Below are 16,932 nucleotides of genomic sequence, written 5' to 3'. Positions count from 1 at the left end.
ATTCGAAACAACGCGGCTAATGATGGCCAAGACCGGTCGGAAGACTGCGGATCGATTTGACCAGCACCAGATAGCTGCCAATCAGTCATCTCTCATGAGATCCCGTTGTTGGATCGCGACGGAAGTGGTGTCGGCAAAGAGCACGATTTTTGGACCGAAACGCAGACACCCGATATCCGGCAACACGTCCGGAGCCTCGGCACCTTTGGGTTGTCAGAAGAGTAACAATAGCGATGTCGGGCCATCGGGCCGCAAAAACCTCGCTCTCTTTGTGCATGACGAGCGCGGTGAAATGGCTGCAGGCTATCAGCCTATGCAGCGTGGGGCTGGCTATTCATCCAGTGCCTCTGGGTTTTGGAGAGCAATGCCACCCACTGGACGCCTAAGTAGGCAATAAAACATGACGTTTAGCGGGCCAGCGGCTCGATCCCATCAAGAGCAAAGGAATAGGCCGGAGGTTCATATGCCTCGCCCAGAAGGAATACCCGACAGGATCGTCGTCATTCGTCGCCCGGTACGCCGTATGATGGAGCGGCCAGCGGGTTAAGGGCCCGCGTCAAGTAATCCCCGGCCTGCGGCTTGTAGACGTCCCACGCCCGCGCCACTGCTGCGATCGGGCAGCCATCGTCCAGCCAGTCGATCCGGAGTTCGGCATAGGGCCAGGTTTCCTTGTCGACGATCAGCAGGCCCGCCGAACGAACCGGGCCGGCTTCGCCGCCCGCATCGACAGCCGCTCTGAGCGCGGCGATGAGGCGGTCACCCAAAGTACCCGAAGTGGCCTCGAATGAGTTGATCATCACCTTCGGCACGCCGTCATTGGCCAGAAGGTTGCCGGCGGCAACACATTGGTGACCGACGACGGAGGTCCAGGTTCCGAGAGCGTTGCGGCCTGAATGAATAGCGGTGCCGCCGTGCGCATCCACCGCCAGCAACTGGCGATAGTTCGGAAAATCGTCGCTCTGTTGCGCCGAGGTCACGGCGTCCGCCGCGCTTGCACCCTTTGCAAGTTCGTCCAGCATCCTTGGTCCGAGTGCGGGATTGGTGACGTTCTGGGTCGCAACCGCGCCGATGCCGGCACGAGCCCAGGCGCAGCGAGAGGCGACCGCAGGCGACGAAGACGAAATCGCCACACCGAACTGGCCGGTCTGCTCACAGCGAGCGACGATGGAGAAGGTCATGGGGACTCCTGTGTCAGGACGGCGGGATAACATTTCCGGTCTGCAGCGTGCGTCGGCCGGAAATGCCTGCCGAACGCTTTGAAAAACTATCAGTCCGGAATGACGGCTGTCGCATCAATCTCCACAAGCCATTCCGGCCGTGCCAGCGCCACGACGACGAGCCCGGTGCAGACCGGGAAGACGCCTTTGATATATTCGCCCATGGTCCGGTAGACGGCCTCGCGGTGGCGAACGTCGGTCAAATAGACAACTAGCTTTGTCACATGTTCCATTTGGCCGCCGGATTCCTGCACCAGCTGGCGAATGTTCTGCATCACCTTGTGCGTCTGCTCGACCGGATCATGGCTGTCGATATTCCTGGCGGTGTCGAGGTCCTGCGGGCACTGGCCACGCAGAAAGATCATCGTGCCGCGAGCGACAACCGCCTGGCAGAGGTCGTTGTCGAGCTTCTGCTCGGGATAGGTTTCCTTGGTGTTGAACTTGCGAATGCGCGTATGTGCCATTCTCTTCTCCATCGGATGGTTCATGCAGGATGCCGGCAGGCCTCTGCCGGTCCATCAGGATTTCGGCGCGTAGCCGAGGTAATTGTCCTGGATGAGGATGTGGTCGGCGACGTATTTGGCGTCGTGCCAGACACCCCAGATGAAGCTGGAGCCGCGCCCGGAGAGCCACGGGAGGCCGAGGAAATAGATGCCTTTTTCTGCCGAGACGCCGCGCTGGTGTTTGGGGCGGCCGGCCGCGTCGAAGGCATCGACCTTTAGCCAGCTATAGTCCGAGACAAAGCCCGTCGCCCAGATGATGGTGGTGACACCGGCCTCGCGCAGGTTCAGCTCGCGCAGCGGGTTGATGACACAATCGACCTCAGGTCCGAGGATACGTGCATCCGGCTCCTGCGGAAGATCAAGACCGTTGCGGGCGACAAAAGCGTCTGCCTCGTCGAGCAGCGACAGGTAATTCTGGTCGCCGCGATCGAGGTTGCGTGCAAGATCGTCGGCAAAGGAAACCGATCCCTCACGGTATGCGGCGGTCATGCCGGCAAGCACCATGCCCTGCGATGCCAGGCGGCGGAAGTCGATTGTCTTGCCGCCGTGCGCACCGCTGACGGCGATGGTCACATGCTCCGAGCCGGGAGCCTGCGCCTGCGCGTCCCATTTGCCGAGAACACCGAGCCACCAGACGAAATCGCGGCCGCGATAGGCGCGGGGAGGGCGGTCATGCGGGCCGATGGATAAGTAGACCTTGCGGCCGGAAAGCATGAGCTCCTCGGCAATCTGGACGCCAGACGAACCGGCGCCGACGACCAGCACGGCGCCGTCTGCAAGCTGGGAGGGATTGCGGTACTCGCTCGAATGCATCTGCGTAACGCCGGTATCCGCGGGCACGATCGGCGGAATGCTCGGGCTCTGGAATGGTCCGGTGGCGACGACGACGTTGAGGGCTTCGATCGCGCCGTCGGATGTTTCGACGCTGAAGCCGGGGCGGTCTTCAAGCCGTTCGACCTTGGTGACTTCGACACCGCAGCGGATCGGTGCCTTGTGCATGTCGGCATAGGCTTCGAAATATTCGGCGATGCCATCCTTGGGCACGAACGCATCCGGGTGGCCGGGAAAATCCATTCCGGGAAAGCAGTCGTGCCAGGCGGGACCGTTGGCAACGAGCGAATCCCAGCGCATCGAACGCCAGCGTTCGGCAATGCGGCCGCGCTCCAGCACGATGTAGTCGACGCCGTTGCGGCTCAAGTGTTCGCTCATGGCCACACCTGCCTGGCCGGCGCCGACAACCAACGTATGGATCTTCTCGACTGACATGCACTCGCCCTTTTCTGTTTCGCCAAGACCCGCCGAACGGCGTCAGCTATGGTTCCGCTCTATCGAACGGTTGACATTCGGAAAATTACGATTTGTTGCAGCACTGGTTAGGATTGGCGAAAGCAGGGCAAGGCGGCGCGGCGAAGCGCTGCCGCCAGGTCAGGCTGCAGGAGAACATTTACATTTTGGAAAAGCGCAAATAATAAGCTGGCCTCCATCCCTTCGCATTGGCATGGGCTTACCCGTCGGCCTTCGGGCGTGACATTTGGCATCGGGGCCTGAAATGCGTTTCACACTGCGTCAGCTCGAATATTTCATTGCCACCGCCGAGGCCGGTTCCATCACGCTTGCATCGGATCGCATCCGTGTTTCGCAACCCTCCATCTCCACCGCGATCTCGCAGCTGGAAATCGAGCTTAACACCCAGCTTTTCCTGCGGCGCCACGCACAGGGTCTGTCATTGACACCGGCCGGCCAGAAACTGCTGCTCCAAGCCAAGGCAGTGATCGAGCAGGCCCAGAACCTCTATACGGCGGCGTCCGAAGCGACAGACCAGATTCGCGGAACTCTGTCGCTCGGCTGCCTTTTGACCTTTGCGCCCATGTTGCTGCCGGAAGTCAGCCAGAGCTTCAAGGCTGCCTATCCCGGTGTGACGGTCCGGCCTACTGTCGCGGATCATCGTACGCTGCTGACGCGGCTGGAGCGTGCTGAACTGGATATTGCACTTTCTTACGATCTGTCAGTTCCCGAAGGCTTTGAGTTTACCCCGCTTGCCGAACTGCCGCCCTATGTTCAGGTAGCCGAGACCGATCCACTGGCGGAGCGTTCGGCGATCTCGCTTGCCGAATTGGAAGCACACGAGTTCATCTTGCTCGATCTGCCGCTGTCCCGGGATTATTTCTTGGGGCTTTTTGCTGCTGCCGGTGCCAACCCGAATATTGTTGCTCAGATCCAGCATCAGGAAGTCATCCGCACGATGGTCGCCAGCCGGTATGGTTATACGCTTGCCAACGTCCGGCCCAAGAACAAGGCGGCGCTGGATGGCCGGGGGCTTGTCGGCCTCCGTCTGTCGGGTGATCACAAGCCGATGCGCATTGGCCTGATCCGCGTAGGCCAGCAAGTCTCCACCCGGCTGGTGCGGACTTTCGAGGAGCACTGCAGCCAGCTGATTTCCGACAGTTACGTGCCCGGCATGGAAGCTCCGATCCTCAACCTGCGTCGGACGGGGCAGAGCTAGGCTCGCTTTTTTCAAAGCACCAGTTCCGAATATCCTATTTTTCTTTTTGATCGTCGGCTGACAGGGTGCGTGCCAAACGCCGCCCGGCCAGTGCGGTGAGTGCCGCATCACGGAGTCCAGTATGTTAGAGAAGAACCGGTCCGCGGACCAGACGATCGCTTCAATCGTCGATGCGATGACCAACCAGGAAAAGGCCGATCTGCTTTCCGGTTTCGGAATGTGGAAAACTGCGGCGGTTCCCGCTTACTGCATCAAGCCGATCGTCATGACCGATGGCACCTACGGCGTACGTTATTCGATGCCGCAGATCGACAGCGATGAACGCGGCGGCATGGACCTCGATGCCTTCCTGTCGGTGGTGAACCAGCGCGCCAGCGACGTCGCCATCGCCTGGGGCGAAATGAAGCCGGCGACCTGCTTCCCCAACGGTTCAGCCATGGGTAACAGCTGGGATGAGGGTCTGATGCAGCGGCTTGGCGTGTTGCTCGGCCAGGAATGCCGCGCCATGGGCGTCCATCTGCTGCTCGGCCCCGGCATCAACCTGCGCCGCACGCCGCTTGCCGGCCGTTCCTATGAATATTACTCGGAAGATCCACTGGTCACCGGCAAGCTCTCGGCGGCGGTCATCGAGGGCATCCAGTCCCAGGGCGTCGGCACCTCGCTCAAGCATTTCGCCTGCAACAATTCCGAAGTCGAACGCACCACGATGGACAGCGTCGTTGAAGAGCGGGCGCTGCGGGAAATTTACCTCAAGGGTTTCGAGATCGCCATCAAGCAGTCCAAACCCTGGACGATCATGTCCTCCTATAACCGCCTGAACGGCGTGCAGGCATCGCAGGACCCATGGCTCCTCAATGGGGTCCTGCGCGACGAATGGGGCTTTGACGGCGTGGTCGTTTCGGACTGGCACGGCATCAAGAACCGTCCAGTCTCGCTGATGGCTGGTGGTGATCTCGATATGCCGGAAAGCCCGCGTCGCAAGGCGGATCTTCTTGCGGCGCTCGACAGCGGCGCTGTTCCGGTCGAGGTGGCGAACCTGTCGTGCCGGCGCATGCTGGAGATGATCGTGCGCTGCAACGCAGGCGCAAGCCAGCCGCTACCGCTCTATACTGCCGAGGAACACCATGCCGAAGCGCGCGCGATGGCCGCAGCCTCGATGGTTCTCGTGCGCAACGAAGGTCTGCTGCCGATCCGGCCCGACATGAAGAACATTCTGGTTGTCGGCCGCGATGCCGGCACTCCGGTCATCCAGGGTTCGGGTTGCGCCACGACGATCCCGACCATGGTCGACCAGCCGCTGGAGCAACTGGAACAGGCCCTGGGAAGGAACCACGTCCTGACGTTCCGCGAGGAAGCCGATGCCGAAACACTGGCGCTTGCGGCCAAGGCGGATCTGGTTCTGGTCTACACCTCGACCGAGGGCGCATATGACGGTGAAGGTTCCGACCGTACCACGCTGGCGCTCGGCCCCGGTCAGGATGCGATGATCGCAGCCCTCGGGGCGGCCTCGGAAAAAGTGGCGGTGGTGATCGCCTGCCCGGATGCGGTGGAAATGCCGTGGGTCGATCAGGTCGGCGCGGTGCTCGTGACCTTCTATTCCGGCCAGGCCATGGGCGGGGCCGTCGCCGAGGTGCTGACCGGCAGGGTCAATCCATCCGGAAAGTTGTCCGTCACCTTCCCGAAGCGCCTGGCCGACGTGCCCGGCTTCCTGCATTATCCGGGTGAAAACGGCCGGCACATCTATGGCGAGGGCATTCATGTCGGCTATCGCGCCTACGATCTGCGCGAAATCGAACCGCTGTTCCCCTTCGGCTACGGCCTGAGCTATACCAGCTTTGCCTATTCCGACCTGACGGTTTCATCGCCCCAGATTGGGCTTCAAGACGCGATCACCGTCGCCTTCACCGTCACCAATACGGGTGACCGGACCGGTGCCGAAGTCGCGCAGCTTTATCTGCAGGCGCCGGGCAAGCGGCTGAAGCGTTCGCCGCAGGAGCTCAAGGGTTTTGCCAAGCCTGTGCTGGCGCCGGGCGAAAGCAAGCGGGTCGAAATCATCATCAAGGGTTCGGACCTGGCAATCTGGGATCCGGCGCTTGGGCGCTGGGTGCTGGAAGGCGTTGATGCCCGGTTGGTCGTCGGCGCCTCTTCGCGCGATCCAAAGCTTGTCGTCGATCTGACGATCAAGCCTTCGGTCCTGCCGTTCCGTCGCATCGCCTACGATACCCAGCCAGCCTACGTCCTGCCGAATGCCATCGCCTGCGAGCACATCTGCGCCTATCTGACGAACCGCTGCAATATTTCGAAAGAGGATGCGATGCGCATGCTCAACCACTGCTCGAATTCGTTCTTCGGCATCTTCACCTCGCTCGAACGCCGTCTTCGTGTCTCCATTCCGGAGGCCGAGGTTGCCGGACTGATCTCCGAAATCAACGCGGCGATGGACGGAGCGGAGTCAAAACGGTGACCTCGACTGAGGATTGGCTGGAGCGCCTGGTCGCTCATCCCACGGTCAGTTCCGAGACGAACCTGCCGCTGATCGAGGAGATTGAGGCGACGCTGGCGAATGCGGGTGCCGTCTGCGAGCGTTTCTATGATACGAGCGGGCAAAAGGCGGCACTTCTGGTGCGTCTGGGGCCTGATGTGCCGGGAGGGCTCATGCTCTCGGGACATGTCGACGTGGTGCCGGTCGCCGGGCAGGACTGGACGGTTCCTCCTTTCAGCCTGACCCGGAAAGATGGCAGGCTTTACGGGCGCGGCACGACCGACATGAAAGGCTTTGTCGCTTCCGCCGTGGCGCTGGCCGAGGCAATCGATGTCAGAAGCCTGGCCGCTCCGCTATGGCTTGCCATCTCCTATGACGAGGAGATCGGCTGCGTCGGCGTCAGGCCGATGCTTGAAGAAATCGTAGGGCGGGACATCCTGCCCGACCTGATCGTCGTCGGCGAGCCGACATCGATGCAGCTTGGTCTCGGCCACAAGGGCAAGATGGCTTTTCACGTCAAGGCCCGGGGCGTTCCGCGCCATTCCGCCGAAGCGCCGCTCGCACTGAATGCGCTGCATATCGCCACCGACTTCGTATCCGGCCTGCGGAAACTGCAGGACGAGATCGAAGCCCGTGGTTCGCGTGAACCCGGTTACTCGGTGCCTTACGCAACGGTGCATGTCGGCAAGCTGTCGGGTGGAACCGCGGTTAATCTGGTGCCGGATCAAGCGGAACTGCTGATGGAATGCCGCATGATGGCGGCCGACGATCCGCTTGCTCTTGCCGAGCAGGTCCGCAAGGCCGGCGCGGCAGCCGTGGCGCCGCACAAGGATCGCTTCAAGGAGGCATCGATCGACATCGAGATTACTGGCAATTATCCAGGCCATTCTGTCGATCGCAACCATCCGATGGTGCAAGCCTTTGCGTCGTGCCTGCCGAAGGGAGCCAGGGACTGCCGTGTCAGCTTCGGCACGGAGGCGGGTCTGTTTGCGCAGGCGCTGGACGTTCCAGTGGTGATCTGCGGCCCCGGCAGCATGGATCAGGGGCATTGCCCGGACGAATTCATCGAGGAAACCCAGCTTGCCCTGTGCGATGCAGTGCTTGCCGAGGCCTGTATTCGGTTTTGCACAAGCCGTCGGCCGCTTGCTTCGCATGTCCCAAAGCAGATGCACGGAAAAATGTAATTTACCGAAGCCGTCGCGACGGGAAGAGTAGGGTTGATGAAGGCCAAATAAAAACGCCGGAGGGTAAAAATGAACAACAATGTATCACGCCGTGGTTTCATGAAGACGACGACCGGGCTTGCCGCTATGGCGCTTGCAGCTCCGGTTCTTCTGAAGGGCAACCGCGTATTTGCCGGCGAAACGCTGGTCGTGCGCGACATGGGCGGCGCCTTCTACGAAGGTTTCAAGGTTGCCTTCTATGACACCTTTGCCGCCGAGACGGGTGTTACCATACAGACCAACACCAACGAGCCAGATCCGATCCCGCAGTACAAGATGGCGATCGACACCGACACCAAGCTGTTCGACGTCGCCCTGATGACGCCGGAACACGTGCTGCGCATCCGCAAGCTCGGCAACAACTATATGTTGCCCCTTAACATCGAGGTCCCCAACAAGGCCGACTTCGCCCCGCACACGTTCGAACCGGATTTCGCCGGCGTCGCGATTTTCGCGCTCGCCATGGCTTACCGCAAGGACACCATGAAGACGGTTCCGACCAGCTGGGCCGATTTCTGGAACGCCAAAGCTTTCAAAGGCCGCCGTGGCATGTGGCGCAGCCCGGTCACGACGCTGGAAATGGCATTGCTCGCTGATGGCGTTCCGCTCGACAAGCTTTATCCGCTCGACGTCGATCGGGCCTTCAAGAGCCTCGACAAGGTCAAGTCCAGCATCGACATCTGGTGGACTTCGGGCGCTCATGCAACCCAGCTTCTTCAGAATGGCGAACTGGACATGATGTCGACCTGGTCGACACGCGCACAAGCAGCCATCAATGCCGGTGCACCGGCTGGCATCGTCTGGAATGGCGGCTTATTCAACATCGATGGGTGGACCATTGCTGGCAACACGAAAAAGGCCGATCTTGCCCGCAAGTTCATCGAATGGTGCCTGGATGCAAAACGTCAGGCAGCTTATACGGGCATCCTGGCTTGCGGCCCGACCAACATGAAGGCCTACGAGCACCTGAGCGCGGAAAAGGCCCAGCTTCTGCCGACGGCACCCGCCAACATCAAGGGTCTGGCTGTTCTCAATGCTGCCTATTGGGCAGAGCATCAGGACGAACTAACCCAGCGCTTCGAACAGTGGATTCTGAGCTGATTTTCAGCGGAAACGACCACCTGAGCTTCAGGTCTCGCCGTTCGGCGAGGCCGCTTATCTGACAATGGATGGCCGGTTCTGCGCTAAGCTGAACGGGCCATTTCAACAAACGGGACATCCATGGCTGAGCTTTCCGCCAAAGACACCTTCTCACGGAAGCGCCTGAGAGCGGATAGCCTCTGGCTTACCATGCCGGGGCTTGTCTACATGGCTCTGTTGCTGATCCTGCCGGCTGGCGCATTGATCTGGCAATCCTTCATCGATCCGAGATCCGGTGCTTTCGATCTGACCGTCTATCGGCAGATGTTCTCGGCCGGCGTCTACGTGAAGGTGCTCGCCAACACGTTCGCCATCTCTGCCCAAGTCACCATCGTCTGCCTTCTGGTCGGTTATCCCATCGCTGTCTGGCTGGCCGGCATGCCGGAACGTCGCCGGCGCATGGCTATGTGGCTGGTCCTGCTACCGTTCTGGGTCAGCCCGCTTCTGAAAAACTTCGCCTGGATCGTGCTGCTCGCCCGCAAGGGCATCGTCGCGCAGATGTTGACCGGCATGGGTTTCGATACCCAACTCGACCTGCTCTACGGCCGCGGCGCGGTTATCTTCGGCATGGCGCATGCCATGCTGCCTCTCGCGATCCTCACAATGCTGCCGACCATGCTGTCGATCGACGGTCGCCTCATCCCCGCCGCCATGACCATGGGCGCAAGCCGTAGCCAGTCCTTCTGGCGCATCTTCGTGCCGCTTTCCATGCCGGGCGTTGCCGCTGCCGGCCTGCTCATCTTCGTGATGGGCCTCGGTTTCTTCATCACGCCAGCTCTTCTGGGCTCGCCACGCGAAACGGTCATCGGCCAGATGATGATTACCCAGGTTCAGCAGCTGTTCAACCTGCGGCTTGGCGGCGCTCTTGCGACCCTCCTTCTCGCCGTGACGCTGATTACCATCGCCGGTTACGATCGTTTCTTCGGCATGTCGGCCGTCTCGGGCAATAGTGCTGCAGCCAGGCGCGGCGGCGTTATCGGTGCCATCGGCAGCGCATTGATCGAGATCGGTGCGTTTGTCAGCGACTTCATTGCCAGCCTGTTCCCAGCGCGTCTTGGACGTCGCGTCTTCACCACGTTTGTTTGGATTGTGATTGCAATCTTGATCGTGCCGGTTCTGGCATTCCCGCCGATGGCTTTTTCCGGCTCGAGTTTTCTTGAGTTCCCACCGAAAAGCTTTTCGTTGCGCTGGTTCCAGACCTATCTCAGCTCCGATCAGTGGATGGGTGCAACCGCGCGTTCAGCCGTGGTCGCGATCGTGACAGGTGTTGTCGCCACCATCATCTCGGGCATGGCGGCCTATGGACTGGCACGCACACAACGCAGGGCCGGCGGCCTGATCTTCCTGTCGTTCATGCTGCCGATGATCGTGCCCAATATCGTCATCGGCGTATCGTTGTTCTATGTGCTTGCTAAAATCGGTCTGATCGCGACCAATACCGGCATCATCCTCGGCCACACGCTGTCGGCCATGCCGATCGTCTTCGTCATCCTGCTGACTACGTTCCGGAGTTTTGACTGGCGTCTTCTGCAGGCGGCCGGAACACTCGGCGCAAACGGCTGGCAGCAGATCCGTCTCGTCCTTCTTCCACTGATCAAGGGCGGTGCCATCGCTGCCTTCCTGTTCGGCCTGCTGCACTCCTTCGAAGAACTCACCATAGCGCTGTTCGTAGGTGCGGGCGTCAAACAGACGCTCCCAAAGCAGATGTGGGACGATATCATTCTCAGCATTTCTCCGACCCTGGCTGCCGCCTCGGTCTTCATCGTGGCGGTGGTGACAGTACTCTTCGTCATCGCCGAAAAGGCAAGGCCGCGCTGACATGCGAAACGCCGCCGATCCCATCACGACCAAAGGAACCACATTCGACATGTCAGCCACCTCTGCGAACACGCCGGAAATCAAGCTTCAGGTGAATGGCCTTGCCAAACTCTACGGCCAGACCACCGCACTCGATCATGTCGATCTCGAAGTCCGCACGGGCGAGCTTCTCACGCTTCTTGGACCTTCCGGCTCCGGCAAAACGACGCTTCTGCAGCTCATCTGCGGCCTGCAGGAACCGACGTCGGGCACCGTCATCATCGACGGCAAGGATCAGACCCTCGCACCGGTCAATAAGCGCGACATTGGCGTCGTATTCCAGAACTACGCGCTCTTCCCGCATATGACAGTGGCCGAAAATGTCGGCTTCGCACTGAAAATGCGCCGTCTGCCGAAGGCCGAGATCGACGCCAAGGTGGCTAACGCGCTGGAAACGGTCGGCCTCGCGCATGCAGCATCACGCTCTCCCTCGCAGCTTTCCGGCGGCCAGCAGCAGCGCGTCGCCTTGGCCCGTTGCCTCGTCTACGATCCGGCGATCATCCTGATGGACGAGCCGCTCGGCGCGCTCGATGCCAAGCTGCGCGAAGCCATGCAGATCGAGATCAAGCGTATCCACCGCGAGACGGGGGCGACGATCATCTTCGTCACCCACGACCAGCAGGAGGCGCTGGCACTGTCAGACCGCATCTGCCTGATGAACGACGGCAAGATCGCCCAGCTCGGCACGCCGCGCCAGATGTACGACGAGCCGCAGAACCTGTTCGTTGCAGATTTCATCGGCATCTCGTCGATCATCCGTGGCACCGTGAGGGCCGGCGCACTCGAAACTGCCATCGGGACGCTGCCGATCGCCGGCGAGGGTCCAGCCGACGGTACGAAGGGTGCGATCGTCGTTCGACCGGAAGTCATCACGCTCGGTGAAGGCTTCTGCGAGGGCCGGGTGCGCGAAACCGTCTATGGCGGTTCGGAACTGCGTGTGATCATCGACGCCGGCAAACAGGAAATCATCGCCCGGGCTCCCGCTCAGGCCGGCGACGTGGCGGTTGGCTCAATGGTGCGCTTCGGCTGGGCGCCGGACACCGCCCGCTTCCTCGCCGACAAGGGCTGAGCTTCAAGGAACCGAGACATGAGCGCCTTGCGTTTCCTCTATGACTGCGACCCCGGCGCTGACGATGCGCTGGCGATGCTTCTGGTGCTCGGCCGACCCGACGCGCTGGACATGATCGCGCTCACCTGCGTTGCCGGCAATGTTGGCCTGGAGCCCGTCTTTAACAATGCAAGGCGAATCCTCGAACTGTGCGGCCGGCGAGATATTCCGGTTTATTCGGGTGCGGCACGATCCATCATGGCCTCGCGTGGCCGCGCCTCCATCATGCATGGCGCAGATGGGCTTGCCGGCAGCACGCTGCCTTTCCCGACAATGCCGCTGGCGGATGGGCATGCGGCAAACGAGATTTCCCGCATCGCCCGGGAGGAGGGGGATTGCATATCTGCGCCACCGGTCCGCTGACCAATCTGCGCTCAAGGCCCCGCAACCAAACCCATTCTCACCCATGCCCTTGTGCCTCCACGCACAAGGTTTTTTGTGTTTTTCGCCCTTGCGGCCTTGCCCCGTTAAACTGGGCCATTCTGACTAATTCCTGTGAGCGTCTCGCTTGCCCCGGCACGGTCCAGGCCTCGGCGTGGATTTACGTCATTGGGCGTAGTGCATCATCACAAAGAGTTTCTTCCTTCCCGGTGCGATTTGCTGTTCGCTTCGAATTCCGAAGCGGAGCCGCAGTCTCGTCTTTTCATCGAAGGGCGGAAGCGGTGAAGCCTTGAACCGTTAATGGCCTGAATAGCGTGTTGGTACATCAGGAAGACCAGCGAAGCGAGTGGCGCGCATGAGCTTGCTCTTGAGAAAATCGGTGAAATTGCTGGCGCCAGCAGCGTTGGCGCAGATGACCATTGCTTCGATTGTCTTCGGTATAATTACATATGAGTACCAAGGTAACCCTGTGGTTTCTTTTGGTTATACATCGGTTTGCTTTCTTTTGATGCAAGCTGGCTATTTCGCGGGTATCTTTTACACGGTCTGGTCCGGGTCTAAGCGGAAATCATCGTAGTTCGATTCCTTGGGGATGATGGATTTTTATCCTGATCGAAGGGTGGGTTATGACAAACGACATCTGGATATCCATCAGGCTGCGGCTTGAAAGAGAATGGCGGTTGCTTGATCCGGACGGATGACCTCGCCGCTGCTGCTGCAAGGAAACCAGGACGATCACGTGCCGGCTTTGCCCAGGCGACGGCTACGCGTAGGAAGGGTCGATTGAGCCTCGACCGCCGGCCCGGCCCGTTGTTACCGGACGGCATCGACAGCAGGGAGCAGGGCAGTTTCAGCCGCCGTGCCAAGTCGGCACGGTTTTCCGGATGATCCTGTTGATCGCTCGCCTGACCCTGGTGTTTTCTGATGCGGTCCAGGAACAGAACCACGCGCTGATACGGAGCCTGCCATGTCTTATCTCAGCAATGCCAAATACTGGCTGTCTGCGCTATCGAATGGGGACATTCGCGGCATCGCCCAGCAGATCGACAAAGACGGAATTTTTTGCTCTCCCAACTTCCTGGCAGCCGAAGATCTCAGCCAGATGCAAAACTTTGTCGCCTCCGCGATCACGGGCAAAGGCCGCCAGACGATTTCGCTGAAAAGCGATGAGCTTACGGGATCGGGCCTCGACGACCTCGGCAATTCCCCGGAATTCAAGGCTCTTTTTTCCCGCCTCTATTCCATCGGTCTAGGCCGGCCTGCGCCTGACGTTAAATTCCATCAGATTCTTCGCTGCCTTACGGGTAAAAGCGTGACGGAGCACTCTTTGATATTTCACTATGATTCCTACGCCATTACGGCGCTGCTACCGATCGAAATCCCGAAATTCGGCAGGCGCGGCGACTTCCTGATCATCCCCAATACCCGCGCAATCCGATCGAATTACCTCTTTAATCTCACCGACAAAGCGATCCTCGACAATGCGCTCACTCAACGCATCCTGCGCAATCGCGCATCAGGTGGAAAGGGCATGAAGCATGTGTCGTTGGTTCCGGGCAATCTCTATCTCTTCTGGGGCTATCGCAGCATTCACACGAATGAGCCAGTCGACGAAGGCGCCGTGCGGGCGACGGCTCTGTTCCATTATGCCGATCCGCACGCCGACAGTTACCTGAAGCGGCAGCTCGGCCGCGGTTAATCCGATACTTCCCGTCGCCGACTAGGCCGGGACGACCTCGGCTCCAGGCGACAGGGCAGACCTGTAGACGCCGAGCGTCTCGCGGGCGACGCGCTCGATCGTCAGATTGTTGATATGCAGCTGGCTCTTCGCCTTCCACATATCCAGCCGAGCGGGATCCGCCAGCAGGTCGCAGAGAACGGCTGCCAGGGCTTGCGGATCGCGCGGTGGGACAAGGATTCCGGCCTCGCCGAAACCGAGCAGCTGCGGGATGCCATCCACGTCCGTGCCGATCACCGCACAGGCCGCCTCACGCGCTTCCGGCAGGACGAGCGGAGCAGGGTCGGCATGGGAAGGAAGCACAAAGATGTCGGCGCCCAACATGTAGGGAAAGGGTTCGTCGATGGGGCCGACAAACGTGATGGCGCTTGCGCAACCCGTTTCGCCAGCCAATTGCCGGTAGGCGGCTTCGAAGGGGCCGCCGCCGACGATGTAAAGGTGGCTTCCGGGATATTCCTTGTGCGCCAAGCGGAAGGCTTCCAGCAGATCAGGCAATCCTTTTCTGGGATGCAGCCCTCCGACGAAAAGGATACTGGGACTGCGAAGGGCCGCAGGCGTCCTGTCACGCCCTTCGAACCGAGCCGATCCGATTGTACCATTGAGGACGACGTGCAGTTTCGATGCCGCTATGCCGCGCTCCTGCATCGATTTCCCGACGGCTTCGCTAACGGCAATCACGCATGTGCCAAGCCCCATCAGCACAGCGCTTTTTTCGAATGCATTGTGAACCGTAGTAATAAGTGGCGTCGATGATAAACGACAGGCGGGGACCGAGAGAACAGCGCTGGTCATCATATGTGCATGGACGATATCCGGCTTCCAGTCGCGGATGAGGCGTCGCAGCGCCCAAAGTGACTTGAGTACGGTGAGAGGCTTTCTCTGCTGATCGACGAAGACCGTTTCTACCCTGTCGCGGGCAAGCAATCCGTCGAAATCGCCTCCACCGCTTGCCATGCAGACAGTGTTGCCGAGCTTTGCCTGAGCGCAGGCGAGGTCGACAGCCGCATGCACATTGCCGTTCAATCGCCTGGTGTGGTTAAGAACATGCATGATCCGCATGGTGGGCTCACGGAATTGTGGGAGAGGATATCAGAAGCGGCGAGGGCGCCGGCTCCGTCTGAGGAGAAGCTTCGATCGCTCCCGGCGGCTGAGAGGCCTTCCGCTCGAAACCGAGAGCAGCTTCCGCATCGAGGGTGGAGACACGTGCTGTCGGCTGGTAGTTGAACCCGCCGTGGCGTCCGTAGGACTGTATTCCAAACGCACGCAGCGCAGCGATGGCCTCTTCCGCCTGGCGGGCGGCGTCCCGGCTGTAGACGGGATAGGCATTGGTCAGGACCTGGGCGCCTTCGAGTTTCAGATCCCCTCGAAACAGCCCGTTCGCCGAAACATGCGCGCGAAAGTCCAATTCGGCCATCTCAACCGGGCTGTCCGGTCGGTCGGCAACGACTTCGACGGCGAAATATTCCCGCCCATGAGCCTGGCCGTAGAAGTCGGAATAGACCGTCAAGCGCTTCCATGCGCCATCATGCGAGAAATTGTAGACGATAGGCTGCTGAAAACCACGCTCTCCGCTAAAGCTGAAATAGAGGCTGATCAGGGTGGTGGTATTGAGAACGTGCTGCCGCTCGATGGCGCACAGGGCCTGCACCCGCTCGATCGGGATCGTCGAAAACAGCCGACCTGCGGTAATCACGCGGTCCTCCAACCTCAGTTGAAAGCCGTTCTCCAACCGATCGATAGCGACCGGTTTGACGCCCAGCGCGAATTGCACGCCTCGTTTCTCCAGGTTTTGTTGAGCGAGCCGGTAAAGCGGCGCAAATCCGGATTTGGGGCGGGCGAGCTGTTTATTGGTTGGACCCTGGCGCCTGCGACGGAAAAAGCGATGCGCGAGGTTGCCCAGCGAGGCATGTTCGCTGATCCACAACATCCTTTTTTTCGCCAGGTCGATGTCGATCTGATCGAGCGCGATCCCGTAAAACCTTCGCATATAGGATTCCAGGCCGGACCGCCGGAGAAGCTCGGCGCCGATCCAGTAGCGTGAAAAGTCTCTTGCGTTGCGCATTTTGCGCTGGAACAGGCGTGCATAGAATACCGACCCGAAGATGCGCATCATCCCTTTGGCGCCGGCGCGCAAAATATCGTCCCGCAGCGAAATCGGATAGTCCGTGACCATTTTCTGGGGGTTCAACCGACCCCAACGAGGCTCAATCGGCACATAGAGAGAGAGGAGTTCGGGAAAATGCGTCAGTAACGGGGAATCGTCCTGGAAAATCAGGCTTCCTATGTCGAACGTGTATCCATTCGTCGACCAGTCCATGTGGTTTCCGCCGATGTGGTCGTATTCATCGACAATCAGGATTTGCTGACCTCCCTGGTTGGCCAGCACGGCAGCCGAAACGAGACCACTGACCCCCGCTCCCAAAACAATGGCATCATACTCAAGGTCCGCTGCCTCTTGCGGGGTAGGGAAGTTCGCCTCCTGCATGCGGGTCTCCACCGTTTGATCTAGTACTTCCGAGTTACTGCTGCGCGCGAAATTCAATGTATAGCATAGTTTTCTCGAGATTGCCCAAATAAATGCCGGGATTGATTATATTTTTAGCAGATATACTGATTGGTATATAGTAATTTAACTTGAAGGCATTTGTCTATGTCTGTTATACTCCGCCATCGGCACGGATGCCTCCTTCTTCTGCGGATGCGTTCGGGGGAAACTTCTGTCAGGGATTTTGGATTGGCGTTGACCCGTGAAGGCGCGCCGGTTCCGGTAAAACTTGCGA

At 59.9% G+C, this 16,932-nt stretch carries 13 protein-coding genes; 8 read left to right on the top strand and 5 right to left on the bottom strand.

What is annotated here, in order from left to right; all coding sequences use genetic code 11:
• Window positions 1-500: 500 nt before the first annotated feature.
• The 3 genes from C5J24_RS28975 to C5J24_RS28965 all read right to left on the bottom strand — a co-directional run bounded on the left by C5J24_RS28975 (window position 501) and on the right by C5J24_RS28965 (window position 2,986).
• Complete coding sequence (locus tag C5J24_RS28975; protein ID WP_105422937.1) at window positions 501-1,178, bottom strand: DUF1028 domain-containing protein; 678 nt, start codon at window positions 1,176-1,178, stop codon at window positions 501-503.
• A gap of 89 nt (window positions 1,179-1,267) precedes the next feature.
• On the bottom strand, window positions 1,268-1,681 hold the full coding sequence (locus tag C5J24_RS28970) for a RidA family protein (RefSeq protein WP_105422935.1): 414 nt from the start codon (window positions 1,679-1,681) through the stop codon (window positions 1,268-1,270).
• A 54-nt stretch (window positions 1,682-1,735) separates the two neighbouring features.
• On the bottom strand, window positions 1,736-2,986 hold the full coding sequence (locus C5J24_RS28965) for an NAD(P)/FAD-dependent oxidoreductase (protein WP_105422933.1): 1,251 nt from the start codon (window positions 2,984-2,986) through the stop codon (window positions 1,736-1,738).
• A gap of 283 nt (window positions 2,987-3,269) precedes the next feature.
• Between C5J24_RS28965 and C5J24_RS28960 the strand changes: the two genes are divergently transcribed.
• The 8 genes from C5J24_RS28960 to C5J24_RS28920 all read left to right on the top strand — a co-directional run bounded on the left by C5J24_RS28960 (window position 3,270) and on the right by C5J24_RS28920 (window position 14,113).
• The gene (locus C5J24_RS28960) at window positions 3,270-4,223 is read left to right on the top strand and encodes a LysR family transcriptional regulator (RefSeq protein ID WP_046669338.1); all 954 of its coding nucleotides are present in this window, start codon (window positions 3,270-3,272) and stop codon (window positions 4,221-4,223) included.
• 121 nt (window positions 4,224-4,344) lie between these two features.
• On the top strand, window positions 4,345-6,687 hold the full coding sequence (locus tag C5J24_RS28955) for a glycoside hydrolase family 3 C-terminal domain-containing protein (protein WP_205836987.1): 2,343 nt from the start codon (window positions 4,345-4,347) through the stop codon (window positions 6,685-6,687).
• Window positions 6,684-7,889, top strand: coding sequence for an acetylornithine deacetylase (gene argE / locus C5J24_RS28950; protein ID WP_205836986.1), 1,206 nt, complete (start codon window positions 6,684-6,686; stop codon window positions 7,887-7,889). The genes C5J24_RS28955 and argE overlap by 4 nt, the downstream gene beginning before the upstream one ends.
• A 69-nt stretch (window positions 7,890-7,958) precedes the next feature.
• Window positions 7,959-9,029 (top strand): ABC transporter substrate-binding protein, encoded by a 1,071-nt coding sequence (locus C5J24_RS28945; RefSeq protein ID WP_105422929.1) that lies wholly within the window; start codon window positions 7,959-7,961, stop codon window positions 9,027-9,029.
• Between the two features lie 120 nt (window positions 9,030-9,149).
• Window positions 9,150-10,886 carry an ABC transporter permease subunit gene (locus tag C5J24_RS28940; protein ID WP_105422927.1) on the top strand — a complete coding sequence of 579 codons (1,737 nt, stop codon included), beginning with the start codon at window positions 9,150-9,152 and terminating at the stop codon, window positions 10,884-10,886.
• A 49-nt stretch (window positions 10,887-10,935) separates the two neighbouring features.
• Window positions 10,936-11,994 carry an ABC transporter ATP-binding protein gene (locus tag C5J24_RS28935; RefSeq protein WP_245446841.1) on the top strand — a complete coding sequence of 353 codons (1,059 nt, stop codon included), beginning with the start codon at window positions 10,936-10,938 and terminating at the stop codon, window positions 11,992-11,994.
• An 18-nt stretch (window positions 11,995-12,012) separates the two neighbouring features.
• Window positions 12,013-12,396: a nucleoside hydrolase gene (locus tag C5J24_RS28930; RefSeq protein ID WP_105422923.1), complete on the top strand. Its 384-nt coding sequence runs from the start codon at window positions 12,013-12,015 to the stop codon at window positions 12,394-12,396.
• A 985-nt stretch (window positions 12,397-13,381) separates the two neighbouring features.
• A complete protein-coding gene (locus C5J24_RS28920) occupies window positions 13,382-14,113 on the top strand; it encodes a hypothetical protein (protein ID WP_105422919.1) in 732 nt (243 codons plus the stop codon).
• 21 nt (window positions 14,114-14,134) lie between these two features.
• On the opposite strand, the gene C5J24_RS28915 is transcribed toward C5J24_RS28920, so the two are convergent.
• Together C5J24_RS28915 and C5J24_RS28910 are read right to left on the bottom strand one after the other, a co-directional pair.
• Entirely contained in the window at window positions 14,135-15,211 is a 1,077-nt protein-coding gene (locus tag C5J24_RS28915; RefSeq protein ID WP_105422918.1) for a glycosyltransferase family 4 protein, read from the bottom strand.
• A gap of 7 nt (window positions 15,212-15,218) precedes the next feature.
• Window positions 15,219-16,637 (bottom strand): NAD(P)-binding protein, encoded by a 1,419-nt coding sequence (locus C5J24_RS28910; protein ID WP_105422916.1) that lies wholly within the window; start codon window positions 16,635-16,637, stop codon window positions 15,219-15,221.
• Window positions 16,638-16,932 lie beyond the last annotated feature (295 nt).

Source organism: Neorhizobium sp. T25_27, assembly GCF_002968565.1.
Lineage (GTDB): Bacteria > Pseudomonadota > Alphaproteobacteria > Rhizobiales > Rhizobiaceae > Neorhizobium > Neorhizobium tomejilense.
This window is presented reverse-complemented; position numbering and strand designations above follow the sequence as displayed.